Origin of the sequence: Pseudomonas asuensis (genome assembly GCF_014646755.1) — a bacterium.
Classification (GTDB): Bacteria; Pseudomonadota; Gammaproteobacteria; order Pseudomonadales; family Pseudomonadaceae; genus Chryseomonas; species Chryseomonas asuensis.
The window spans coordinates 525,552-549,057 of record NZ_BMNW01000001.1 but is presented as its reverse complement, the minus strand read 5'-3'; the positions used below and the strand labels follow the sequence as shown (position 1 = coordinate 549,057).

Sequence of the window (23,506 nt, the reverse complement as noted above, 5' to 3'; positions counted from 1 at the left end):
TGCTCCGCTCAGGCCTGGGAAACGCTTTTAATTGCACCGCGGATACGGGTGTAGGTACAGCAGCGGCAGACATTGCCGGACATGCCTGCGTCGATTTCAGCATCGCCTGCATCCGGGTGCTGGGTCAGAAGGGCCACGGCTGACATGATCTGGCCAGACTGGCAGTAGCCGCACTGCACAACTTCATGCTCAAGCCAGGCGTCCTGCACTTTCTTACCCAGGTCGGACTTGCCCACGGCTTCGATGGTTACAATCTTCTGGCCTTGTGCGATGTTGCTAACAGGCAGGACGCAGGCGCGAACCGCCGTACCGTCCAGGTGAACCGTGCAGGCGCCACACTGTGCAATTCCGCAGCCGTACTTGGTACCGGTCATTCCCAGTACGTCACGTAGAACCCAGAGCAGGGGCATGTCGTCGGGCACGTCGACCTGATGGTCGGCCCCGTTGATATTGAGCGTAAGCATTGCAACCTCATCAGCACGGTAGGACAGTCGACTCGTCATCCCTGAGCGCGTCAGGCGAAGTACGCCAACGGGGAGGGCTGCAAGTCGATCTTTGGATGTATTCAGGACAGAATGAGCAATGCTTCATTCCATATGCCTAGAAAAATTTAGATAAATAAATCTGATTTATCCATTTTATGACAAGAAACACCAGCGCGGGCATCAGGTTTGTGCAAACGCAGGATGTCACGCAGGCACCGCAAGGGTGCCTGTCGTTCGGGGCGCTTAGCCGCGCAGGTGCTCAAGCGGTAGTTCGGTGCTCGAAACGACTTGGTTGAGAACGAAACTTGAGCGTACGCTCGAAACGCCTTCTATACGGGTCAGGGTACCCAGCAGCAGCTTTTGGTAGTGGTCCATGTCTGGGACGACCACTTTGAGCTGGTAATCCGCATCCATGCCTGTCACCAGACTGCACTCCAGGACTTCCGGGCACTGTCGAATAATGGATTGGAAGTGCTCGAAGCGCTCTGGAGTGTGGCGGTCCATGCCGATCAATACGAACACCGTCAGGCTAAGACCCAGCTTCTTGCGATCAAGCAGGGCGACCTGACGATTGATATAGCCGTCGTCTTCCAGTTGCTTGACACGTCGGGAACACGGGGAAGGCGAGAGACCGATGCGCTCTGCCAGTTCCTGATTAGAGATGCGGGCATCACGTTGGAGTTCGGCAAGAATGCGCAGGTCGTAGCGGTCTAGTTTGTCCATTTTGAAACCAATCCTTTGGAAAATTGCGTTTAAAGGGTTTTTTTAGTGTTCTGTTGCTTAAACCATAGAAGATATAGCAAAAAACGCAAACTTTAGTCGGCGCAACAGGGCTAAGCTGAACTCATTACTTCGATGGCCCGGACGAACAGTCCAACGGCAAGCTCCAGGAGGGCAAGCCGATAATGCCGCCGACCTATCAGGTCGTGCCGCTCCCGGGCCACTCACCGCCCAAAAGGCTGTGTGATCGCAGCAGTCGCCAAAAGCGGCTCAGAGGACAGAATTCCAGAGGGGGGCGAAAGCCTCCTTTTTTGTGCGCCTAATAAAAGTGTACGCCTGTGCTCCGCCTATCCGTCAATGCTCGCCTCGCGCATACTCCTGGCTTAGATTGAATATTCGACCGCCGCCTCGCCATTTTCAGAGCGCGCTGGCGGAAACCAGGAGATAAGGTCATGAAGCGCCGTAGGCGTTTGAACGGTATCGGTTTGGCTGTCGCATTGAGCGCAGGTCATGTGCTGGCAGGTCCTTTCGAGCCTGGTCAGGCCCAGTTCGGCAGCCCTTCCGGCGATGCGTCCCAACCTCAAATGCAGCAAGGCCGCCCGGGTGGCCACCCGGACTATTCTCCACGTCAGGGGATGGACCCTAATGCAGAGCCTCGTCTGGGAGGTGGTCGTCCTATCGGCCAGGATGGCTCACGCTGGCAGACCGGTAGCGGCCAGGATCTCCCTCACCAGCGTTATGACTTTCCTCGACGGCCGGTCGAACGGGTTGATGAAAATGGAGTGCGGTTCATAACCGCACCTCCGAGGGAAGTTACTGGGCAGGCGAACCACTCCCGTGAAGACGGCTGGAATCGGCCTGATGCCGCTCGGCGGGGTGACGAACGTGCACGCTGGGAGAAGTCCGGGCCTAATGACTTGAATCGGGGTTGGGAGAATCAGCCTCGTGTCATTGATCATCCTGATCATGGCCCTTACGGCAACTGGAATCGGCCCCGCTGGAATAATGATTTCGATCGTCGCGGCTGGGGACCAAATCCTGACTGGCGCCCCGGCTATGTGTTGCGTCGGACGCCCCCGCAGTACACCCGTATCTGGCATCAACGCTATGAGTATTATTACTCCGATGGATACTGGTATCGTCCGCAGGGCTCAAGTTATGTCATCGTGACACCGCCTCGTGGCGTGTACGTCAGCACGTTGCCCAACTATGCGCAAACGCTGGTTATCGGTGGAATGACCTATTACTTTGCGGCAGGTACCTATTATCAGCCACAGCCGGAATACAACCGTTATATCGTCGTGGAACCGCCTGTGCAAAACAGCGGTTATGCCATCGGCAGCAATGCCTACGATGTCGCAGTAGCTCCTGCATATGGTCAGACTCAGGCCCAGATGGAGCAGGATCGCTACGACTGCCAACGCTGGGCGGTAAGCGAGTCAGGGTTCGATCCCTCCCAGGCGACTGCTGCACCACGAACCGAGATGGCTGACCGTTACCGGCGCTCGCTGGGGGCATGCTTAAGTGGCAGGGGCTATAACGTGACCTATTAAGCTTAAGCGGTTTGTCTGACCGCTCTTTGTAGGAGGTCAGAAGACACCGCTTGGGTATTCAGCTCGGCGGCAAGGGGTGCCGATGGGGGACATCGGGCGCGTCCAGTGGGTCGGCATGGACTAGCACTTCGGCCTGCGGGTATTCCGCCATGATGGCCGCCTCCGCCTCATCGCACAGACGATGGGCTTCGGATAGAGTCATTTCCCCAGGCAGCTCCAGGTGCAGCTGCACGAACCAATCGCTTCCCGAAATGCGTGTACGCAGATCATGAGCACCCAGAACCTGGGGCACGCTGCATGCCAGCGTCAACATATGCTCGCTGACCTCATAGGGCAACTCCTGATCCATCAGTACGCTTAGCGAGTCGCGTGCGATTCCAATGGCACTCCAAAGGATATACAGCGCAATACCCAGACCAAAGATGGCATCCAACTGATCCCAGCCGTAGCTGGCAGCAATCAGGGCAATCAGAATGCTGGTGTTGAGCAGGAGATCAGAGCGGTAATGCAGGGAGTCGGCGCGAATCACTGCCGATCCCGTAATTCGAATGACGTGCCGCTGCAGCATCAGCAGGCCGGCAGTCACGATCAATGAAAAGATCATGACTGCAATGCCCAGCAGAGGCGTTCCCAGAGGTTCAGGCTCTTTCAACCGCCCGATAGCCTGTACGCCGATCAGGATGCCGCTGGCCCCAATAAACAGGGCCTGGGTAATGCCCGCCAGCGACTCCGCCTTGCCATGGCCGTAACGGTGGTCGTCGTCGGCGGGCTTTAGGGAATAGCGCACCGCCAGCAGGTTGAACAAGGAGGCCGCGCCATCGAGTACGGAATCGGTCAGCCCGGCCAGCAGACTGACCGACCCGCTGAACCACCAAGCGATGGCCTTCACGGTAATGAGCAGGCCAGCCACCGCGAGTGAGGCGGTGGTGGCCAGGCGCAACAGCCTGGCGTGTTCGGTACGGCTCTTCATCAGGTGTTATGCCGCAGGGCGCAACCCGAAGGCGGCCAGTTGCTCAGGGCTGCCGCTGTGCTGAATCAGTCGGGGATCGGTCAGCGGCAGGGAGCGGCCAGTTTCCTGTTCGATGATGGCCTTGAGGCGCGCCTTGTCCACCTTGCCATCCGCATTGATAGCGTCTTTTAGCTTTTGCGGATCGACCGAGGCGTGCTGGTCGTTGGGTAGGTAGATGGCGCCAGACGTAAAATCCACACCGAACGCAATCAGGCCGGGAATGATATAAAACAACAGACCTACCGCATCAAGGATGGCAATGCCCGGATCAATCTGGCCGGTAATCTGGCCACGACGCTCAGGGTAGAACAACGTACCGCAGGCCGAAATCTGAGTCAGCACTGCTGCGGCTAGGGCGCCGCAGATCAGGCGGGTGCGCATTGGCATAAATACCTCCATAGGTCAGGAAACCGCACTATAACCGGCGCTGCGAGAGGCCGGAAGCGGGCCACTGGAGTCGTTATAATCAGCAGCCACCGTATATGACCACGTGCACAGCAGAATGACGCCATTACCCATCGATACCGTATTGCCTATCCTGCGCGCCGCCTTGGTCGAGCGTGACGAAGCTGTACTGGAGGCACCTCCAGGTGCAGGCAAGACCACACGTGTACCGCTGGCGCTGCTGGATGAGTCCTGGCTGGCGGGTCAGCGAATTCTCATGCTGGAACCACGGCGCCTGGCCGCCCGGGCAGCGGCGGAGCGGCTGGCGGCCGAGTATGGTGAGCCCGTAGGCGAAACGGTAGGCTACCGTATTCGTCTGGAAAGCAAGGTAGGGCCAAAGACGCGTATCGAGGTTGTGACGGAAGGCATCCTTACGCGTCGCCTCCAGGACGATCCTGCCTTGGAAGGAGTAGGCCTGGTCATCTTTGACGAGTTTCACGAGCGTAGCCTGGACGCCGATCTGGCCCTGGCGTTGACCTTGAATGGACGCGAACTCTTGCGCGATACCCCACTCAAGGTGCTGGTTATGTCCGCAACCCTTGAGGGTGAGCGTCTTTCGGCGTTGCTGGGAGGAGCTCCGGTGGTGCGTAGTGAGGGGCGCATGTTCCCTGTGGATATCAAATGGGGGCGACCCTATTCAGCGGATGAACGCCTTGAGCCCAGAGCTGTACAGACCCTCCTTCAGGCGCTGGATGAGCAAAGCGGTAGCTTGCTCGTCTTTTTGCCGGGACAGGCTGAGATACGGCGTGTTCAGGAGCAGTTGGATGATGCAGTCGGCAGCAGGTTAGATATCCGGGTAGCACCGCTTTACGGCGAACTTGATCTGGCTGCTCAGCGAGCTGCCATCGAACCAGCGCCTACCGGTATCCGCAAGATAGTACTGGCAACCAATATTGCTGAAACCAGCCTGACCATCGAAGGGGTTCGGGTGGTGATTGATGCCGGGCTTGCACGAGCGCCTGCGTTCGACCCTGGCAGCGGCATGACGCGGCTGGCTACACGGCGTATCTCCCGCGCATCGGCTACCCAACGAGCAGGGCGGGCGGGGCGCCTGGCGCCCGGTGTGTGCTACCGCCTGTGGTCGGAATCGCAGCACGAACAACTTCCTGCTTATGACTCACCCGAAATCCTGCAGGCTGATCTGGCGGGACTGACTCTCCAGCTGGCACGTTGGGGGGCGACCGCCGATGAGCTGGTCTGGCTGGACATGCCTCCAGCTGCAGCCCAGGCCCAGGCGCAAGATCTGCTGGGGCGTCTGGGCGCTCTCAGCGTAGATCGAGCCGCCTTGACGCCTCACGGGCAAGCCATGAGCACGTTGCCTGCTCATCCGCGTCTGGCCCATCTCCTGTTGCGTGGGCATGCTCTGGGCCTTGCGCCGCTGGCATGCGACCTGGCGGCCATTCTGTCCGAGCGGGATATTGTGCGTGGTGAGGGAGCGGACATACATACCCGGTTGGCGCTGCTCGCAGGCGAGGGCAGAGGGCCGCGTGGTGGTGTAGCTCGTATCCGTCAGCTGGCAAGGCAGTTCAAGGGTCTGCTGCGTGGTGTCGCCGAGGCACCCGTGAGCGATCCCGATCATCCTCGCTGGGTAGGGTGTCTGCTGGCGTTCGCTTACCCGGAGCGGGTTGCACAACAGCGGCGATCAGGCAGCGCCGAATATCGACTGGCTAACGGCCGTGCAGCATTGTTTGCCGAGGTCGATTCACTGATGAAATCGTCCTGGTTGGTGATTGCTGATCTGGGTAGTCGGCAGGGGCAACGTGAGGAGCGTATCTATCTGGCTGCTGAACTGGATCCGCTCCTGTTTGATGGCCCACTGGCCGAACAGGTATCGATTCATGAAGAGGTGGACTGGGACGAGCGAGAGGGTGTATTGCGTGCCGAGCGGCAACAGCGAATCGGCGAGCTGATCCTCTCTCGTGAGCCTTTGACCAATCTGGATGAGATAACCCGCAGCCGAGCACTGCTAGGTCTCGTCAGGCGTAAAGGGTTGGAGCTCCTGCCCTGGACGCCAGAGCTGCGTCAGTGGCAATCACGGATCATGCTCTTGCGGCGGCTGGACCTGAATCAGGGCAGCACCAGCGAATGGCCTGACGTGACCGACACGGCGCTGTTGGCCACACTGGAGGATTGGCTGCTGCCTTATCTGGGACGAGTCACACGCTTGTCACACTTCGCCCAACTTGATTTGGGTGCCATTCTGCAAGGCTTGTTACCCTGGCCGCTGCCCGCGCGTCTGGATGAGCTGGCACCGCGTGCTGTAGAGGTGCCCTCAGGCTCTCGCATTCGATTGGACTACACAGAAGAGCCGCCCGTCCTGGCCGTCAGGTTGCAGGAAATGTTCGGCCTTGCCGATACGCCCCGCATTGCAGGCGGCCGGCTTGCGGTAAAGCTGCATCTGTTATCGCCCGCGCAGCGGCCGGTGCAGGTGACCCAGGATCTGGCCAACTTCTGGCGCAGCACCTATGCGGAGGTAAAAAAGGATTTGAAAGGGCGTTACCCCAAACATTACTGGCCGGATGATCCTCTCGTTGCCGAAGCGACCGCTCGGGCCAAGCCTCGGCGTTAATGCCTGGGCTGTACAGATCAGGCTCGTGCGACTCGTGCGATTTGTTTGGCCAGGAAAGGCCCGGACGCAATTACACCGATCAAGCGCAGGGCCTGCATTGCCAGGACAAGGCCAACGTCTGCATGGCTGTCCACAGCAATAATTGCCATCGAATCCAGGCCGCCGGGGCTGGTCGCCAGGTAGGCGGACAGAAAGTCCTTGTTCATCAGATGTGCCAGGAACAGAGCTGACAGGGCACACATGGCGATCAGCATCAGCGAAGCCATGATCATCTTGGGTAGGGCGCGGGTAACATAGCGTACGGTGGCTTTATCGAACCGCAGGCCCACATAGCACCCCATCGAGCCAAACGCGACGGCCAGCAGCCAGTGGGGGAGGGTAATGGTTACCCAGCCGTTGAGTTGCAGGATAGTACCCAACGCAATAGGCACCATCAGTGCACCGGCTGGTATGCGTTTGCCCAACCATACACCTACCACCACTACGGCCAGTGTCATACCAAAGGAATGCAGGGCGCTCCAGTCGAAGCTGATCGCCGCTGAATGAGATGCGGCCCCGCTGCCCTCTGCTCCCAAGAAGCGGCCCACCAAGGCGCTGATCACGACAACGCACACAACACGCACATACTGCATGGTCGCTACGATGCGGGAGTCAGCCCCATACTCTTCGGCCATGGCTACCATGGCTGAAGCAGCGCCGGGTGTAGTCCCCCAGGCAGCAGTAGACCCTGGTAAACCACCAAAGCGAACCAGTATGACCCCCACCAGAACGCTGAGCAGAACGGTAATGGCCGTGGCCAGAAGCATGACCGGCCAATGGGTGGCCACCATGAGCAGAACGGCCGCGGTCATGGAATGGGCAATTAGACAGCCCACCACGCCCTGGCTTAACTGGAACAGCGGTTTAGGTAGACGAATCGTGGCACCTTTGACGCCAAAGCCGATGGCAACCAGCATTGGCCCTAGAAACAAGGCCGCCGGGATACCGGCACGGTCAAGACAAAAGGAGGCCAGGCTGGAGATAACGATCAAAGCGACCCATTGCAGGGCGGGATGTCGTGATAATGGTGGTTCAGACAAAGCAGGTGCGTGAGGCAATGACGTCATCCTCAAGGGGTGGCAGCCACAGACGGCGTAGCTACGCTAGGAGTCAATTATACGCGCGCTTGCACTAAAAACTGATAGCAAGATAACTAACAGTATGATTGCCTAAGGCAATAAGCAGTCCGAGGACTTGGAGGCTTATTAGGGTATTGGCTCCAGGCCGCCGAATGACGACCTGGAGGAACGCTATCAACGGACCAGATGCAGGAACTGCAAGTGGCGTTCGTACTGGTCGAGCATATCGTTGATGATCTGCTCCTTGGTGTAACCTACCAAGTCATAGTCCTGGCTACCTTCGGCCAGATAGACCTCTGCACGGTAGTAGCGACGATTCTTCAGGTGCAGCCCGCCCATGCCCGCACGGGCAAAGCTGGGCGTAAAATACCCCTGCATGATGACCCGATAGATAAAGGGATGCTGCTCGCCATGACCGACCTCAAGGCTCAGGTTGGCATTGGTGGGATCAAGCTCGGTCTGTACGGCCAATCCTTTTTCCCGGAAGACCTCGGCCACTTCCTCAATCGCCGGGCGAACAATCGTATCCATCACGCGATAGACCTCATCACGCGAAGGGAAGTGAACGGCCTTGGCAAGGCGCTGGCGCCAGCCGCCGCTGCGGCGTGGGTTGGCCTGGGACACCGGGGCCAGGGAATGTGATCGTGCCCGTTGCCGCTGCGATTCAGTGTAGAACGCCTTGTGCAAGCCCCACATCATCAATAGCGTTACCAGCGAGAAGGGAAGGGAGGTCAGCACCACCGCTGATTTCAGCGCATCCATGCTGCCAGCAACCAGTAAGCCACCTGTCACCAGGGCAGTCATTGTTCCCCAGAAAACACGCAGCCACTTGGGACCATCTTCATCCGCTTCGCCTCCCGTCGAGGAGAGGGTCGATAGCACCACTGTGCCCGAATCCGCCGACGTCACAAAGAACACAAAGCTTACGAAAACAGCTACCGCAATGACCACACGGCTAGCGGGGTAGGTCTCCAGCAAACGATAGAGTGCCATAGAGGGCTCGCGAATAGCCGTGTCCGCCAGGCTGGTCAGGTTGTGGTTGAGTACCTGATCGAGTGCGCTGTTACCAAAGATGGACAACCACGCCAGGGTAAAGCCCAGCGGAATGAACAGGACGCCAAAGACAAATTCGCGAATGGTGCGGCCACGGGAAATTCGGGCGATGAACAGCCCTACAAAGGGTGCCCATGCAATCCACCAGGCCCAATAGAACACTGTCCAGCCGCCCAGCCAGTCGGAGGGTTTGTCGTAGGCGTAGAGGTCAAAGCTCTTGGTCGGAACGGCGCCCAAATAGTCACCGATATTCTGGATTAACGTATTGAGCAAGTGTTGAGTCGGACCGGCAAACAGGACAAACAATAACAGCCCGACTGCCAATAGCATGTTGAGGTCGGACATGATGCGTACGCCTTTATCCACACCTGATACGGCGACCAAAATGGCAGCTCCCATCATCACGACAATCAGCAAGGCCTGTACCCACTGGGTGTGAGGTACTCCAAACAGATAATCGAGGCCTGAGTTGAGCTGGAGAACGCCAAAACCCATGTCGGCGCCCAGGCCGAATACCGTCGCGATAATGCCAAAGCAGTCCACAGCATGGCCAATAGGGCCATTGATGCGCTTGCCGATCAGGGGGTAAAGCGCTGAGCGCAAGGCCAGCGGCAGATTATGGCGATAGGCAAAATAGGCCAGTGCCATGGCCACAAGTGCAAAAATGCCCCAGCCATGCAGGCCCCAATGCAGGAAAAGCAGCTGCATGGCTTGCCGGGCAGCTGCTTGCGTGCCGCCTTCGCCTTGAGGTGGGTGCATGAAATGCGTCAGAGGCTCTGAGACGCAGAAAAAGAATAGGGTAATACTGATACCAGCTGCGAATAGCATGCCGGCCCATGAAAGGTAACTGAACTCAGGTTGATCGTGATCGGCGCCAAGCTTGATCTTGCCGTACCCTGAAAGGGCTGTGACGATGACAAAGACTAGATAAAGCGTCATGGCCAGCAGGTAGTACCAACCTACTGTCTGGGAGGCCCATGTCTGGGCTTCCAGCAGCCAGGCACCGGCGCGCTCGGGAAAGGCGATTACCACAAGGGCAAAGAGCAGGATCGCGGTGGCCGCGCTGTAAAAGGCCGGCGGATTGAGTCGTACATTACCGGATGGGGTCGTGCTGCTCATGGAGCATGTTCTCCTATAGGGCAGTTGCCAAAGAATCCGGACAGCTCAGTTCGCGGGTTTCCGGTAACACGCGAAGCCAGTCGGACTCGTAGCTTACGTTCATTCGAAAAGGGGCATTCATTGCCCCATTGCGTGTAGTGTTTTTATTGATTGATCGTTCAATATAAAAAGATAACACAGAAAGGCGTCCAAGCAGAGCTTGAATCGCCTTCATATGTCGTTTTGCTATGATTGGCTTAAGGCAGGAAGGGCAGAAGAGCCCAAGTTGGAGCGAGAAATGCCATCATGGCTGCCATTGAGTATCACTGCCCGACAGTTTTCGATTCAGAAAGTAGGCAGCGCTGATCAGCGCAAGGTGTGTTAGAGCCTGCGGCGTGTTACCCAGGTGACGTCCTCGGGCATCTAGCTCTTCGGCAAAAAGCCCCAGAGGACTTGCGTACTTCATGAGCTTTTCAAATTCCATATGCGCTTCGTCTGTCCGGCCTGCACGTGCCAGGCATTCCACATACCAGAATGAGCAAGCCGCAAACGAGCCTTCTTCACCTGAGAGTCCATCGTTGGTTTCGGACAGGTCATAACGCTTGACCATACCATCACAGACCAGACGTTCCTTGATGGCATCAAGGGTTGCCAGCCATGCGGGGTCCGTGGCGCTGACAAAGCGCAGCAATGGCATCAGGAGCAAAGAGGCATCCAGCGTGTCCTTACCCAGGATAGCGGTGAAATGGCCTTTTTCCTTGTTCCAGAAATTGGTCCAGATATCTTCCTGGATATCTCCCCTGGCCTTGAGCCAGCGTTCATAGGGCATGGCAAGGGAGCGCTTTTGAGCCAGACGGATGGCACGATCGATAGCTACCCAACACATCAGGCGAGAGTGCAGGAAGTGTTTGGGTGAGTCGCGGATTTCCCAGATCCCGGCATCCTTGGACTGCCAGTGGTTGCAGACATAATCGATAATGCCGACAACATGCGTCCAGCCGCGATGCGATATGGCCTGGCCATACTTGTTGGACAGGTAGACAGCATCCATCAGCTCGCCATAGATATCCAGCTGAACCTGCCCGAATGCGTCGTTGCCGATACGTACAGGTTTTGCGCCACCATGGCCGCTCAGGTGGTCAAGTTCCTGTTCGGGTAATTCCCGACCTCCATCGAGGCGGTACATGATTTGAAGCTTTTGCGGCAAGTCACTGCTGCGCTCGATGCAGTCACCTACCCAACTTACGAAATGATTGGCTTCATGGGTGTACCCCAGGCGCATGAAGGCATAAACAGTAAACGAGGCGTCCCTGATCCAAGTAGCACGGTAGTCCCAGTTACGTTCGCCGCCGGGTGTTTCCGGCAGGCTAAAGGTGGCTGCGGCAGCAATGGAGCCGTGTTTTTGCGAAACCAGTAGCTTGAGGACCAGCGCTGAGCGCGAGACCATTTCACGCCAACGCCCGGTATAATTGCTTTGGCGGGCCCAGCGCTGCCAGAAGGTAAGGGTGCGCTTGAGGCAGAGATCAAGGTCTTCTTCCATGACCTGCCGGTCTTCGGCGCAGCCAAAAACAAATGTTGCGCTTTCACCTTCCTTGAGCGTGAACTCTGCTACGGCGGTAGCCCCCTCAAGTGTAAGTGTCTTGGAACCTGTCAGACGCATACTGCGTTGGCCGTCGGCCTGAAACACAATGCTGTTACGTTCCTCCTTGGCTGTTGTTTCGGCACGGGCGTAGTCAAGCCGTGGTGAGCAACTCAGGCAAATACGGGAGTCACCCTTGACGGCGTAAACCCTCCGTACAAGGCGAGGCGCGGTGTTCTCTTCCGTCAGGATCGGCATCCAGTCGGTCAATTCAACGGCACCATCTTCATCCAACCAGCGGGTTTGCAGGACATTACTGTCAGGAAGGTAGATTTGCTGTCGCCGGGCATTGGGTCGCTCAGGCGCAATAGTGAATAGACCGGCTTCGTCCCCATCGAGCAGTGCGGTAAAAACCGAGGGACTGTCGAGGTCAGGCCAGCAAAAATAGTCAATGCTGCCATCATCGGCGACCAGCGCGCAGGTGCGCATATCGCCGATAACACCATGGGCATCGATAGGCCGGATTCCGGCGTTTTGATCAGCCATTGCCTTGGAATCCTGGGTATAGACACATGCCACCGTCAACGAACAGCGTCGTACCTACAACATAGTCAGATAAATCCGATGCCAGCCATACGACGGCATTACCAATATCTTCTACCTCCCCGACACGCTTGTAGGGGATTAGCTTGAGCAGCTCACGGCGGCCCTCTTCATTGCCGGTTACGTCTTCATTAATAGCAGTGGCAATGGCGCCCGGTGCAATGCTGTTGATACGGATACGTTTTTCAGACATTTCCTGGGCTAGGGTTTTCATCATCAGACTGACCCCGCCTTTGGATGCCGCATAATTGACATGGCCTGCCCATGGGATCACTTCGTGTACCGAGCTCATATGGATGATTTTGCCCGCGGCACGGGACAGCTCCGTATTCACGCCTTGCTTTAAAAACTGCTGGATGGCAGCACGTGCACAGAGAAACTGGCCGGTCAGGTTGGTCTGGATGACCATGTTCCAATCCTTGAGGCTCATCTGATCGGATGGCGCATCACGCTGCAGCCCCGAATTGGCAACTAAGATGTCCAGGCGGCCAAAGGCTTCTATTGCTTTGGCGAACAGCTGCTCAACAGCCTGCTCATCACCCACATCAGCTTTTACGGCAATCGCTTGGCCACCCGCCGCTTTGATCTCGTCGACGAGCTTCTCAGCAGGCTCAGCATTGTTATGGTAGTTGATGACAACGGCTGCCCCCACTTGAGCCAACGCCTTGGCTGATGCAGCGCCAATTCCTGAGCTGCCGCCGGTGACCAGGGCAACCTGGCCATCAAGTGAAATTTTCATGGCAAACCCTCGAGTAATTTGGTGAAAAGTCCTTGATACCTGACCGCTGGTGGCTTGGGAGAGTTCAGCTGTGGGGAGGCTGCCCGCCGAGGCGGCAGGCAGGTATGAAAAGACAGGTCAGCGGGGTTTGGCTGTATGTAAATGATCGCGTTGGGCTAGGGTAGGGAAGAGCTTTATCCACAGGCCGGTGACGACTAACGTGCCGACTCCACCAAGGACTACTGCCTGCACAGTGCCTAACCAGGCGGCTGTTACACCGGATTCGAACTCACCTAACTGATTCGAGGCGCCGATGAACAGTCCATTGACGGCACTGACGCGGCCACGCATTTCATCAGGTGTTTCCAGCTGAACGAAGGCACCGCGAATAACCATGCTGATCATGTCGGCTGCGCCCAGTACCGCCAATACCGCCAGGCTAAACCAGAACGAGGTGGATAGGCCAAAAGCAATGGTCGCCACGCCAAAAACGCCTACCGATATAAACATGATGCGTCCAACGTTACGCTCGATAGGAAAGCGCGCCAGCCAGAACGACATGAGCAGGGCGCCAACCGCAGGAGCCGAGCGCAACAGGCCCAGACCCCACGGACCGGTTATCAGGATATCGCGGGCAAAAACGGGGAGCAGTGCCGTGGCCCCACCCAGCAGAACGGCAAAAAGATCCAGTGAGATAGCGCCGAAAACATCGTGGCGGCTCCGAATGAAGCGAATACCGGCCAATAGCGAGTCAAGGCTTGCCTTTTCCTTGCGGGGTTGCTGCTCGCGTGCCGGCAGGCTCAGGACAAGTAATATCGCCACGCCGTACAGGGCTGTAGCCGGTGCATAGACCCAAAAGGCCCCCAGGGCATACAGAAAGCCCCCCAAGGCTGGCGCAATAATGGTTGCGCCCTGCATGGCAGAAGCCGATGCAGCAACCGCCCGGGGAAATAGCGAGGCAGGAACGATATTGGGCAAAAGCGCCTGGGTTGCAGGCATTTCGAATGCTCGGCAGGTACCCAGCATGAATGCCAGAATGAAAATAAGCTCACGGGTAACGTTGTCAGTCAGGCTGCCATAGACCAGAACCAGCGCGGTAAGGGCTTGGCCTGTCTGACAGAGCGCGGCGACCTTGCGGCGGTCGTAGCGATCCGCCACATGCCCTGTATAGAGCATGAAAAGCAGTCGAGGCAGAAACTCCACCAGGCCAACCAGGCCGAGATCGAGTACATCGTGGGTCAATGAGTAGATATGCCAGCCAATGGCAACGGTGAGCATCTGAAAACTGCTGGCGGTGCAGACGCGGGCAAACCAGAACGCCAGAAAAGGTCGGTGATGACGCAAATACAAGGGGGCTGAGGTCATGATGGGGCTCTTCAGGAGGTCTCTCATCATAGCCTTGACGATCATTTTTGCGCATTGACCGAGATATATTCTGAAACAATCCACTGGTAACAAGTTATGTGTGCCACCTTGACGCGCGGCATCTGACCACGGGCCTGGGTGCGTTTTACAGGTCTAGAATGAGTTCAGACGTTGATCTACGTCAGCGCCTTGCGGCTTAAAATGCGATAACCGGACTAACTTTCAAGCGTTCTGTTAGAACGAATTGAGCACGCAGGCGCTCGAAACATTGCCTTGTGATTTGCTTAACGTTATTGACCGCCTGCGTGACACACGCACCGGCTGCCTGAAGAGGACCGCCTATGTTCGGCTTGGAGGCTCTGGATCTTGCGAGAATCCAGTTTGCATTCACCGTCTCGTTCCACATTATCTTCCCTGCCTTGTCTATTGGGATGGCGAGTTTTCTTGCCGTTCTCGAAGGACTGTGGCTCAAAACCAACGACTCTACCTATAAGGACCTTTATCACTTTTGGTTGAAGATCTTTGCGGTCTTCTTCGGAATGGGCGTGGTATCCGGTCTGGTTATGGCGTACGAGTTTGGTACCAACTGGAGCGGCTTTGTCGACTTTGCCGGTGCCGTGACTGGTCCGCTGTTGACCTATGAGGTATTGACCGCCTTCTTTATCGAGGCCGGTTTCCTTGGCGTCATGCTGTTTGGCTGGAACCGGGTAGGGCGCGGGTTGCACTTCCTGTCCACCATCATGGTGGCGATCGGGACCCTGATGTCCACGTTCTGGATTCTCTCCTCAAACAGCTGGATGCACACGCCGGCCGGTTACGAGCTCATTGATGGCCGTGTGGTACCCATACACTGGCTGGAAGTGATCTTTAATCCCTCGTTTCCCTTCCGTTGGGCGCATATGACCATTGCGGCCTACCTGTCGGTGGCCTTCCTGGTGGGTGCATCAGCCGCCTGGCATCTGCTGCGTGGGAACGACAATCCGGCCATTCGCAAGATGTTCTCCATGGCCATGTGGATGGCCCTGTTCGTGGCGCCGATCCAGGCGTTCGTAGGTGATGCCCACGGCTTGAACACGCTTGAGCACCAGCCGGCCAAGATCGCGGCGATCGAAGGCCACTGGGAGAATCCGCCCGGTGAGGCAACACCGCTGATTCTGTTCGGTCTGCCGGATATGGAGCGTGAGGAAACCCGCTTCAAGGTCGAGATTCCGGTGCTGGGCAGCTTGATCCTCACGCACAGCTTTACCGAGCAGATTCCCGCACTCAAGGACTTTCCGAAAGAGGATCGTCCGCCAGCGTATGTGGTGTTCTGGTCATTCCGCATCATGGTGGCCCTGGGTCTACTCATGATTGCTGCCGGTGTGTGGAGCCTTTTCCTGCGCTGGAGACACAAGCTGTATGAAACCAAGGCTTTCCTGCGCCTGATCATGTGCATGGGACCTACCGGCCTGATTGCAATACTGGCAGGCTGGTTTACTACCGAAGTGGGGCGTCAGCCCTGGATCGTGTATGGCCTCTTGCGTACGAAGGATGGCGTCGCCAACCACAGCGTGACGCAGTTAAGCATTACATTGGTCAGCTTTGTAGTCGTGTATTTCGCGGTTTTCGGTATCGGTACAGTCTATGCCCTGCGCATGATTGGCAAAGGGCCGCATACCGGTGAGGGTGACCTGACCACCCAGGGCGGACCGGGACATGATCGTCATCCGAAGCGCCCCCTTTCGGCCTCCGATGAAGGAACCGAAAAGGCTCATTCCCATGATCAACTGACGGGACACTGAACATGGCTTCTGGAATTGTAGGTATTGACCTCTCGCTGATCTGGGCGGTGGTCATCATATTCAGCCTGATGATGTACGTGGTCATGGACGGCTTCGACTTAGGCATCGGCATTCTCTTCCCCTTTGTAAAAGGCAAGGAAGAGCGCGATGTCATGATGAATACCGTAGCCCCCATCTGGGACGGTAACGAAACCTGGCTAGTGTTGGGTGGTGCCGGCTTATACGGTGCCTTCCCGCTGGCATACGGTGTCATTCTGCCGGCGCTTTACCTGCCACTGATCTTTATGTTGATCGGCCTGATCTTTCGTGGCGTGGCCTTTGAGTTCCGCTTCAAGGTACAGGAAGGCAAGGAAGGGATGTGGGACAAGTCCTTTATCTTCGGCTCGCTCCTGGCAACATTCTGCCAGGGTGTAGCACTAGGCGCCTTCATCGACGGGTTTCATGTCGAGAACCGTCAGTATGCGGGCGGCTCGCTAGACTGGCTGACACCGTTCTCAATCTTCTGTGGTTTTGGCCTGATCGCGGCCTATGCCCTGCTGGGCAGTACCTGGTTGATCATGAAGACTGAAGGTCCACTACAGGCGCTCATGCGCCGTATGACCAAGCCGCTGGTGCTGTTGCTGCTGCTGTTTATTGTCGCCGTCAGCCTGTGGACGCCGTTGTCCCATGATGCGATTTCTCAGCGCTGGTTCACCATGCCGAACCTGTTCTGGTTCCTGCCCGTGCCGATTCTCGTGCTGGTAACAGTCGTGTTCCTGCTACGCGCGATCCTGAAGGAGGATGCCCATGTATCCCCCTTCGTCTTGACGCTGATTCTGATCTTCCTGGGCTATAGCGGTCTGGGTATTAGCCTGTGGCCAAATATCATTCCACCGGCGATCTCGATCTGGGAAGCTTCGTCGCCACCGCAGAGCCAGTTGTTCCTGCTCATCGGTACGCTGTTCATCATCCCGATCACACTGATGTATACGGCGTGGGGCTACTACGTATTCCGCGGTAAGGTTCGTACAGGCGAGGGGTATCATTGATCATGGTCGGCAAAGAGCGTGACCGGAAGGCCGGCCCCCCTAATCCCGCTGACAGCCAACCGCTGATCAAGCGTCTTGGCTGGATGGTCCTGATCTGGACCTGCAGTATCGTGGCCCTGGGCATTGTGTCCTACGGGCTGCGGCTGGTCATGACTGCCGCCGGCCTGAAATCCTGATCCACCTAAGACCCCGGCATCTGTGCCGGGGTCTTCTTTTGTCCGCTTCTCTGGGCAAATTGTCCTCTTTCTCAGCCCGCTTTCACCTACGCTATCTGTCTCACCCTCTTGGAGACATACCATGTCGATGGAAAGCAGACCTCCGTTGCCACCTTTCACCCAGGACACTGCCCGGCAAAAGGTCCGCGCGGCGGAGGATGGCTGGAGCGGCCGTGACCCTCATAAGGTTGCGCTGGCCTATAGTGAAGACAGCGTTTGGCGTAATCGATCCGACTTTATCCGTGGGCGCGAGGCCATCGTGGGCTTTCTGACGCGTAAGTGGCAACGTGAACTTGAATACCGGTTGATCAAGGAGCTATGGGCCTATGAAGGCAACCGTATTGCAGTACGCTTCGCCTATGAGTGGCACGATGACTCCGGCAACTGGTTTCGTTCCTATGGCAATGAGAACTGGGCATTCAACGAACTAGGCCTCATGGTCGAGCGGCACGCCAGTATCAACGACTTGCCGATCACTGAGGCCGACCGGTTATTTCACTGGCCCCAGGGGCGGCGGCCGGATGATCACCCAGGACTGAGTGATTTGGGACTTTAACGACAGATCACTAGGCGTTGCGGCCGTCCTTTCTTACACTGGCGGCCCTTTGTAGACAGCGAAGCCGCCCATGCCTGAGACATGCTCACCTGAAGTCCTCCAAGCCTTGCTTGATCGTGTTGCCTATGACGCACAGCAAGACATGGGCGAAGGAAAAGTTGCTGATTACATCCCGGCACTGGCCCAGGTAGAACCCGATCAATTCGGAGTCGCCTTATGCGATGTGGAAGGCCGGGTTTTTCAGGCGGGGGCAGGAGATACTCCGTTTTCCATTCAGTCCATTTCCAAAGTGCTCAACCTGGTCATTGCCATGCAGCGGCTACCGGAAGAGGATATCTGGACACGTGTTGGCCGGGAGCCCTCCGGGCAAGCGTTCAACTCCATCGTGCAATTGGAGGTGGAGCGAGGCGTACCGCGTAATCCCTTCATTAATGCCGGTGCGCTGCTGATCACGGATATTCTGGTTTCGCGGATCATGTCTATCCAGTACCTGTTGCGCGAGCAGACGCGCCGGTTAAGTGCCAATGCAACAGTCAACTTTGACACACGGGTAGCTCGCTCTGAGATGGAGCACAAGGCGCGTAACGCAGCCCTGGCCTATTTGATGAAGGCCTATGGGAACCTGCACAGTGAGGTGGATGAGGTACTGGAAACCTATTTTCACGGTTGTGCCCTGTCCATGAGCTGCGTAGATGTCGCACGTGCATTCGCTTTTCTGGCTCACCGGGGGATCAACCCTCATGACGGCAGCGAGGTGTTATCACCCCAGCAGACGCGTCAACTCAATGCGTTGCTGTTGACCTGCGGCCTGTATGACGCCGCAGGGGATTTCGCCTGGCGTGTCGGGTTGCCAGGCAAGAGTGGAGTAGGCGGTGGAATTGTGGCCATCGTGCCTGGCCGGATGAGTGTTTGTGTCTGGTCGCCCCGGCTGGACAGCTACGGAAACTCCGTAGCTGGCCTGCGTGCCCTGGAGCGACTGGTGGATGGTCTGGGTGTAGCGCCGCTGGGTTAAAGCACCGGCGAGAAAAGCCTTGCTACCCGCATGGCAACCTTGTGCAGGCGGCGGACATTGGCATTATCCTTGGGGGTGAGTTCGACTGACTTGGAGAAGTCGACCTCCAGCATCGAGCGGACCTCCCAGGCAAAGTCTGTATCCACGGTCATAACCATGATTTCAAAGTTCAGCCGGAACGAGCGGTTATCCAGATTGGCGCTGCCAATGGCGGATACTTCTTCATCAATCAGCACGACCTTCTGATGCAAAAAGCCAGGTTGATAGCTGAAGATCCGAATGCCAACGTCTACTGCTCTGAAGGCATACAAGTAAGACGCGGCATACACAACCTTATGATCCGGGCGTGATGGCAGGAGGATACGCACATCGACGCCGCGCAGGGCTGCCAGATGCAAGGCGGCTGAAACGGCCTCGTCCGGGATGAAATAGGGTGTGGTAATCCAGATTCGTCGCTGCGCTGAGTGAATGGCCTCGACAAAAAACAGCGAGCAGGTTTCCTGATCATCTGCCGGACCACTGGCGACCACTTGGCAGAGCATGCCGCCGTCCTCGTAACTTTCGGGCAACACCAGGGTTGGAAGCTTTTTAGTCACCCAGAACCAATCCTGGGCAAAGGTCTCTTGCAGGGTTGCCAAGGCCGGGCCACGAATCTCGATATGGGTATCGCGCCAGGGAGCCAGGGGCGGTTTATGCCCGAGGTACTCTTCGCCCACATTATGGCCGCCCACAAATCCCACCTTACCGTCTACCACGACGATCTTGCGATGATTGCGAAAGTTGACCTGAAAGCGGTTGATCAGCCCCCGGCGATTACTAAACGCCTTCACCTGCACCCCGGCCTTGCGAAGCGTTGCTACATAGCTGCGCGGCAACGCATGGCTGCCGATGGCGTCGTAGAGCAAAAATACCTCAACGCCCGCTTTGGCTCGCTCAATCAGTGTGTTCTGCAACGCCCGGCCAAGTGCGTCGTCATGGATGATGAAGAACTGCACCAATACAACCTGCTGAGCTTCCCGAATGGCACCCAGGATGGCACTGAAGGTTTCCGATCCGTTTATAAGCAGGCGCACCTTGTTACTGGCTACGCAGGGAGTGCGGGTTAGAGCAGTCATGGCTCTGAGCTTGCGGTTCGCTGCGCTGCATTGCTGGGCAGCCAGGGCCTCGGCGATCCACGGACGCCAGTTCAGCTCGGCCGCAACGCGGGCCATTTCTTCATCGGCCTGTCGGCGCGCCTTTACGTAACCATCGAAGCGGCGCCGACCAAACACTAAATAAGGTAGGAGGCTGAGGATCGGCATGAATACCAGCGCAATGGCCCAGGCCATGGCACCCTGCGCTGTACGAACGGTAATGACGGCATGAATAGCCGCCAGAATGCCGCATATTTCTATCAGGATGGCAAAGATATGAAAGTCGAAAGGTAACTCTGGCACGTAAGATCCCGTCCGGTGCGTATATCCGTCCTATCAGTAGGCGAGAGGCAGGCCTTGGGTCTATTTTAAAGCCTCACAAGGCAAGTCCTAGATAAGCAAGCCTACAGGCTATATGTCTTCTTGCCATGCAACCCCAAGCCTGCTCTTTCAGTAAGCCCAGGCTCAGGGCCCAGCATCAAGCTCCGTTAGCTTCGACCGCACGCAGCACCACGAATTTCGGTGTGGCAGCAACCTGCTCTACACGTTTGAACAGCCGCTTGAGTTTGACGTGGTAGCCAAGGTGTCGATTACCCACAATCCAGAGTTCGCCATGAGGATCAAGAGCAGCACGCGCTTGTTGAAACATTCGCCAGGCGAGAAAGTCACCTACGACCTGCTGCTGGTGAAACGGTGGATTGCACAACACCACATCCAGTGAGCGAGCCGGCTGGCTGGCCAACCCATCGTCTGCACGCAAGGTAACAGGACGATCACCCAGGGCGGTGCGCCAATTCTCGCAGGCTGACTGGATGGCCATATGGGACTCGTCTACCAATGTGTACTGCGCCTGGGTATTAATCAAGGCACTGCTGATGGCCAGTACGCCATTGCCGCAACCCAGATCAGCTACGCGTGCATTGCCCAGGTCATTCGGTAGATGTGGAAGAAATGCGCGCGTTCCGATATCGAGCCCTTCACGGCAAAATACGTTGGCATGGTTGATCAGCGTCAGCGCTGGGGTGTCAAGACGGTAACGGGTCGGGTAGGGTGAGGCTATCCGTTCCCTGGGCTCAGGTGTGACAAATAGCAGGCGAGCCTTCTTGACCGCCAGTGAGGCCTGGACGCTGCCGATATGGCGCTCCAGCAGGTCTCCTGCCGCCCGAGGCAGATGCTTGATCATGGCTGCTGCAATAACCTGTGCCCCCGGTGCGAGCTGCCCATGCAGACGGATCAGCTGTTCCTCCAGCAAGGCCAGCGTCTTCGGGATGCGAATCAGCACCCGATCGAAAGCGCCCTCAACCGGTTCGCTAGCAGGCACGAATGTCACACGTCCTTCCCGTCCGTTGCGTTGCAGGTTGGTTTGAAGTGCGAGGGCAGCAAGGTGCGAGTCCCCGCTGGAAACGACTTGAGCGTGATCGGCCAGGCTTGTCGCCAAGGCGCCAAAGCTATCGTTTAGCACAAGGATTCGAGCTTTGTCAGGCAGACCTTGCTCGGCCAGGTAATTGAGCAGGTATTCATCTGCCGCATCGAAGGCTTGTAACGGGTCGTCCTTGCGAGGCGGCTGGCGGCTCAGGTCAAGTTGGGCAAAAGGTGTGGACAGTAGAACCATGTCAGGACAATCGGAGCTGGCAACAAAGGCGTCAGTGTAGGGGAGCAGCGACTCTTATGCTGCTCTTTTCTCTGGATACAGGCTGAACGTGTCCGGTATCTGGCAGGTCGAACAGGCGCTTTGCCGGACCACTGCAGGTCTGGTTGCGCATCAGTATGTTTTATTACGCTTCAGGAGGCATCATGGTGGCTAATCCATTCGATTTGTCAGGCAAGGTCGCAATCATCACCGGCTGTGATGCTGGATTGGGGAAGGGCATGTCTGTAGCGCTTGCCAGCGCTGGTTGCGATATTGTCGGGATTAGCCGGCGCGAGCCACAGGATACCCAGGGTGAGGTAGAAGCCGAAGGCCGCCGATTCGTCAGTATTCGAGCTGATCTGAGCGCTACGGATGCAATTCCCTTTATCGTGGATGAGACGCTACAGGCGTTTGGCCGTATCGATATCCTTGTTAATAATGCTGGCACGATACGCCGCGAAGAAGCGCTTAATTTCACTGAAAAAGACTGGGATGACGTCATGGGCGTCAATCTCAAGACAGTGTTCTTTCTCTCTCAGGCTGTGGCGCGTCAATTCATAGCGCAGCAGAGCGGCGGCAAGATCATTAACATCGCTTCGATGTTGTCGTTCCAGGGCGGCATTCGTGTTCCATCCTATACCTCATCCAAGAGTGGACTGATGGGGCTGACCAAGGCTTTGGCCAACGAGTGGGCCAAGCATGGGATCAATGTCAACGGCATTGCGCCTGGCTATATGGCGACGAACAACACGGCAGCCTTGCGTGCCGATGAGCAGCGCAACGCAGAAATTCTGGGCCGCATCCCGGCAGGTCGCTGGGGCGAGCCAATCGATCTGGCGGGGCCTGTGGTATTTCTGGCATCGTCGGCATCAGATTATGTCCATGGCCATACGCTTGCCGTGGATGGTGGCTGGCTGGCGCGATAGCCTAAGCCTTTACACCTACAGATTGTCCGTTGAAAACCAGTGCCGGGCTTGTTTTCATGAGGGCTGATACCGGCCCGGAAAACGAGGTAGCCCCGCATGACCGCCAGCGACGATAAATACACCCGCCAGACCATTACCGAGGTATGGCCCTGGGCCGATAACCTGTTCAGCCTGCGTACCACCCGTGATCCACGTTTTCGCTTCAGTGCTGGCCAGTTTGCTCGCCTGGGCGTGGAGAAGGCCGATGGTGAAATCGTCTGGCGCGCCTATTCCATGGTCTCGGCGCCCCATGATGAGCACCTGGAATTCTTTTCCATCGTCGTGCCGGGCGGAGCCTTTACCAGTGAATTGAGCCGTTTGAAGCCGGGCGATACGCTCCTGGTGGAAAAGCAGCCCTTTGGCTACCTCACCCTGGAGCGCTTTAGCAGTGGACGAGATCTCTGGCTGCTGGCAACCGGGACTGGCTTGGCTCCGTTCCTGTCAATGCTTCAGGAGCCGGATGTCTGGCAGCGCTACGAGCGTATCGTATTGGTATATAGCGTGCGTGAGGCGAAGGACCTGGCCTATCAGGACATGATCAAAGGGCTTGCAGAACTGGAATACCTTGAGGGCGTAGCGGAAAAGCTGGTTTACCTACCCGTAGTGACACGCGAGCCTTATCCCGGTGCGCTTAATGGTCGCATCACGACGCTGATCGAAAGCGGGGAATTGGAAAAGGCTGCAGGGTTGGCACTTTCACTTGAGCATTCCCGTATTCTGATCTGCGGCAATCCAGAAATGGTCGACGATACCCGCGCGGTACTCAAGGCGCGTGACTTTCAGTTGGCGCTCAGTCGCCGTCCTGGGCAGATTGCAGTGGAAAACTATTGGTAACGGGCCATTAAGCGGGCCTGAAAAAGGCCCGATGTGCT

At 57.0% G+C, this 23,506-nt stretch carries 20 protein-coding genes; 9 read left to right on the top strand and 11 right to left on the bottom strand.

Translation table 11 applies throughout. The annotated features are described in order from the left end of the window. Positions 1 to 8: 8 nt before the first annotated feature. Both IEX86_RS02550 and IEX86_RS02545 read right to left on the bottom strand, forming a co-directional pair. Positions 9 to 464 (bottom strand): (2Fe-2S)-binding protein, encoded by a 456-nt coding sequence (locus IEX86_RS02550; RefSeq protein WP_188864771.1) that lies wholly within the window; start codon positions 462 to 464, stop codon positions 9 to 11. Between the two features lie 264 nt (positions 465 to 728). Continuing rightward, entirely contained in the window at positions 729 to 1,208 is a 480-nt protein-coding gene (locus IEX86_RS02545; RefSeq protein WP_188864486.1) for an Lrp/AsnC family transcriptional regulator, read from the bottom strand. Between the two features lie 449 nt (positions 1,209 to 1,657). Between IEX86_RS02545 and IEX86_RS02540 the strand changes: the two genes are divergently transcribed. Continuing rightward, on the top strand, positions 1,658 to 2,758 hold the full coding sequence (locus IEX86_RS02540) for a DUF6515 family protein (protein WP_188864485.1): 1,101 nt from the start codon (positions 1,658 to 1,660) through the stop codon (positions 2,756 to 2,758). 58 nt (positions 2,759 to 2,816) lie between these two features. Here the strand turns inward: IEX86_RS02540 and IEX86_RS02535 are convergent, their stop codons facing one another. Together IEX86_RS02535 and pmcY are read right to left on the bottom strand one after the other, a co-directional pair. Continuing rightward, the gene (locus tag IEX86_RS02535) at positions 2,817 to 3,728 is read right to left on the bottom strand and encodes a cation diffusion facilitator family transporter (protein ID WP_188864484.1); all 912 of its coding nucleotides are present in this window, start codon (positions 3,726 to 3,728) and stop codon (positions 2,817 to 2,819) included. Positions 3,729 to 3,734: 6 nt separating this feature from the next. Beyond that, positions 3,735 to 4,154: a periplasmic Zn2+ metallochaperone PmcY gene (gene pmcY, locus IEX86_RS02530; protein ID WP_188864483.1), complete on the bottom strand. Its 420-nt coding sequence runs from the start codon at positions 4,152 to 4,154 to the stop codon at positions 3,735 to 3,737. Between the two features lie 115 nt (positions 4,155 to 4,269). On the opposite strand from pmcY, the gene hrpB reads away from it, so the two are divergent. Beyond that, positions 4,270 to 6,780, top strand: a complete 2,511-nt coding sequence (gene hrpB, locus IEX86_RS02525) for an ATP-dependent helicase HrpB (protein WP_188864482.1) — start codon at positions 4,270 to 4,272, stop codon at positions 6,778 to 6,780. Positions 6,781 to 6,797: 17 nt separating this feature from the next. Here hrpB and IEX86_RS02520 read toward each other — a convergent pair whose 3' ends face one another. The 5 genes from IEX86_RS02520 to IEX86_RS02500 all read right to left on the bottom strand — a co-directional run bounded on the left by IEX86_RS02520 (position 6,798) and on the right by IEX86_RS02500 (position 14,314). After that, positions 6,798 to 7,877 (bottom strand): AbrB family transcriptional regulator, encoded by a 1,080-nt coding sequence (locus tag IEX86_RS02520; RefSeq protein ID WP_373290378.1) that lies wholly within the window; start codon positions 7,875 to 7,877, stop codon positions 6,798 to 6,800. Positions 7,878 to 8,072: 195 nt separating this feature from the next. Next, positions 8,073 to 10,070: a choline BCCT transporter BetT gene (gene betT / locus IEX86_RS02515; RefSeq protein WP_188864480.1), complete on the bottom strand. Its 1,998-nt coding sequence runs from the start codon at positions 10,068 to 10,070 to the stop codon at positions 8,073 to 8,075. Between the two features lie 283 nt (positions 10,071 to 10,353). Continuing rightward, positions 10,354 to 12,174, bottom strand: a complete 1,821-nt coding sequence (locus tag IEX86_RS02510) for a glycoside hydrolase family 15 protein (protein ID WP_188864479.1) — start codon at positions 12,172 to 12,174, stop codon at positions 10,354 to 10,356. Then, a complete protein-coding gene (locus IEX86_RS02505; RefSeq protein ID WP_188864478.1) occupies positions 12,167 to 12,970 on the bottom strand; it encodes an SDR family oxidoreductase in 804 nt (267 codons plus the stop codon). Before IEX86_RS02505 ends, IEX86_RS02510 begins: the two co-directional genes overlap by 8 nt. Before the next feature lie 117 nt (positions 12,971 to 13,087). Next, a complete protein-coding gene (locus IEX86_RS02500) occupies positions 13,088 to 14,314 on the bottom strand; it encodes an MFS transporter (RefSeq protein ID WP_188864477.1) in 1,227 nt (408 codons plus the stop codon). Positions 14,315 to 14,655: 341 nt separating this feature from the next. Here IEX86_RS02500 and IEX86_RS02495 point away from each other — a divergent pair, with 341 nt between their 5' ends. The 5 genes from IEX86_RS02495 to glsB all read left to right on the top strand — a co-directional run bounded on the left by IEX86_RS02495 (position 14,656) and on the right by glsB (position 18,906). Continuing rightward, a complete protein-coding gene (locus IEX86_RS02495) occupies positions 14,656 to 16,095 on the top strand; it encodes a cytochrome ubiquinol oxidase subunit I (RefSeq protein ID WP_188864476.1) in 1,440 nt (479 codons plus the stop codon). Between the two features lie 2 nt (positions 16,096 to 16,097). Then, complete coding sequence (cydB, locus tag IEX86_RS02490; protein ID WP_188864475.1) at positions 16,098 to 17,123, top strand: cytochrome d ubiquinol oxidase subunit II; 1,026 nt, start codon at positions 16,098 to 16,100, stop codon at positions 17,121 to 17,123. Positions 17,124 to 17,125: 2 nt separating this feature from the next. Then, complete coding sequence (locus tag IEX86_RS02485) at positions 17,126 to 17,299, top strand: DUF2474 domain-containing protein (RefSeq protein WP_188864770.1); 174 nt, start codon at positions 17,126 to 17,128, stop codon at positions 17,297 to 17,299. Positions 17,300 to 17,426: 127 nt separating this feature from the next. Next, positions 17,427 to 17,894, top strand: a complete 468-nt coding sequence (locus IEX86_RS02480) for a nuclear transport factor 2 family protein (protein ID WP_188864769.1) — start codon at positions 17,427 to 17,429, stop codon at positions 17,892 to 17,894. A gap of 70 nt (positions 17,895 to 17,964) precedes the next feature. Beyond that, entirely contained in the window at positions 17,965 to 18,906 is a 942-nt protein-coding gene (gene glsB, locus IEX86_RS02475) for a glutaminase B (protein WP_188864474.1), read from the top strand. Here glsB and cls read toward each other — a convergent pair. Both cls and IEX86_RS02465 read right to left on the bottom strand, forming a co-directional pair. Next, positions 18,903 to 20,342 carry a cardiolipin synthase gene (gene cls, locus IEX86_RS02470; RefSeq protein WP_188864473.1) on the bottom strand — a complete coding sequence of 480 codons (1,440 nt, stop codon included), beginning with the start codon at positions 20,340 to 20,342 and terminating at the stop codon, positions 18,903 to 18,905. The genes glsB and cls overlap by 4 nt on opposite strands. Before the next feature lie 175 nt (positions 20,343 to 20,517). Next, positions 20,518 to 21,651 carry a methyltransferase gene (locus IEX86_RS02465; RefSeq protein ID WP_188864472.1) on the bottom strand — a complete coding sequence of 378 codons (1,134 nt, stop codon included), beginning with the start codon at positions 21,649 to 21,651 and terminating at the stop codon, positions 20,518 to 20,520. A 182-nt stretch (positions 21,652 to 21,833) separates the two neighbouring features. On the opposite strand from IEX86_RS02465, the gene kduD reads away from it, so the two are divergent. Both kduD and IEX86_RS02455 read left to right on the top strand, forming a co-directional pair. Continuing rightward, the gene (gene kduD / locus IEX86_RS02460; RefSeq protein ID WP_188864471.1) at positions 21,834 to 22,595 is read left to right on the top strand and encodes a 2-dehydro-3-deoxy-D-gluconate 5-dehydrogenase KduD; all 762 of its coding nucleotides are present in this window, start codon (positions 21,834 to 21,836) and stop codon (positions 22,593 to 22,595) included. Between the two features lie 96 nt (positions 22,596 to 22,691). Then, positions 22,692 to 23,468, top strand: a complete 777-nt coding sequence (locus IEX86_RS02455; protein WP_188864470.1) for a ferredoxin--NADP reductase — start codon at positions 22,692 to 22,694, stop codon at positions 23,466 to 23,468. Positions 23,469 to 23,506 lie beyond the last annotated feature (38 nt).

What these genes read in the sequence shown, in the direction of transcription:
- IEX86_RS02550 (WP_188864771.1), bottom strand. Translation starts at nt 464, where the DNA reads ATGCTTACGCTCAATATCAACGGGGCCGACCATCAGGTCGACGTGCCC.
- IEX86_RS02545 (WP_188864486.1), bottom strand. Translation starts at nt 1,208, where the DNA reads ATGGACAAACTAGACCGCTACGACCTGCGCATTCTTGCCGAACTCCAA.
- IEX86_RS02540 (WP_188864485.1), top strand. Translation starts at nt 1,658, where the DNA reads ATGAAGCGCCGTAGGCGTTTGAACGGTATCGGTTTGGCTGTCGCATTG.
- IEX86_RS02535 (WP_188864484.1), bottom strand. Translation starts at nt 3,728, where the DNA reads ATGAAGAGCCGTACCGAACACGCCAGGCTGTTGCGCCTGGCCACCACC.
- pmcY (WP_188864483.1), bottom strand. Translation starts at nt 4,154, where the DNA reads ATGCCAATGCGCACCCGCCTGATCTGCGGCGCCCTAGCCGCAGCAGTG.
- hrpB (WP_188864482.1), top strand. Translation starts at nt 4,270, where the DNA reads ATGACGCCATTACCCATCGATACCGTATTGCCTATCCTGCGCGCCGCC.
- betT (WP_188864480.1), bottom strand. Translation starts at nt 10,070, where the DNA reads ATGAGCAGCACGACCCCATCCGGTAATGTACGACTCAATCCGCCGGCC.
- IEX86_RS02510 (WP_188864479.1), bottom strand. Translation starts at nt 12,174, where the DNA reads ATGGCTGATCAAAACGCCGGAATCCGGCCTATCGATGCCCATGGTGTT.
- IEX86_RS02505 (WP_188864478.1), bottom strand. Translation starts at nt 12,970, where the DNA reads ATGAAAATTTCACTTGATGGCCAGGTTGCCCTGGTCACCGGCGGCAGC.
- IEX86_RS02500 (WP_188864477.1), bottom strand. Translation starts at nt 14,314, where the DNA reads ATGACCTCAGCCCCCTTGTATTTGCGTCATCACCGACCTTTTCTGGCG.
- IEX86_RS02495 (WP_188864476.1), top strand. Translation starts at nt 14,656, where the DNA reads ATGTTCGGCTTGGAGGCTCTGGATCTTGCGAGAATCCAGTTTGCATTC.
- cydB (WP_188864475.1), top strand. Translation starts at nt 16,098, where the DNA reads ATGGCTTCTGGAATTGTAGGTATTGACCTCTCGCTGATCTGGGCGGTG.
- IEX86_RS02485 (WP_188864770.1), top strand. Translation starts at nt 17,126, where the DNA reads ATGGTCGGCAAAGAGCGTGACCGGAAGGCCGGCCCCCCTAATCCCGCT.
- IEX86_RS02480 (WP_188864769.1), top strand. Translation starts at nt 17,427, where the DNA reads ATGGAAAGCAGACCTCCGTTGCCACCTTTCACCCAGGACACTGCCCGG.
- glsB (WP_188864474.1), top strand. Translation starts at nt 17,965, where the DNA reads ATGCCTGAGACATGCTCACCTGAAGTCCTCCAAGCCTTGCTTGATCGT.
- IEX86_RS02465 (WP_188864472.1), bottom strand. Translation starts at nt 21,651, where the DNA reads ATGGTTCTACTGTCCACACCTTTTGCCCAACTTGACCTGAGCCGCCAG.
- kduD (WP_188864471.1), top strand. Translation starts at nt 21,834, where the DNA reads ATGGTGGCTAATCCATTCGATTTGTCAGGCAAGGTCGCAATCATCACC.
- IEX86_RS02455 (WP_188864470.1), top strand. Translation starts at nt 22,692, where the DNA reads ATGACCGCCAGCGACGATAAATACACCCGCCAGACCATTACCGAGGTA.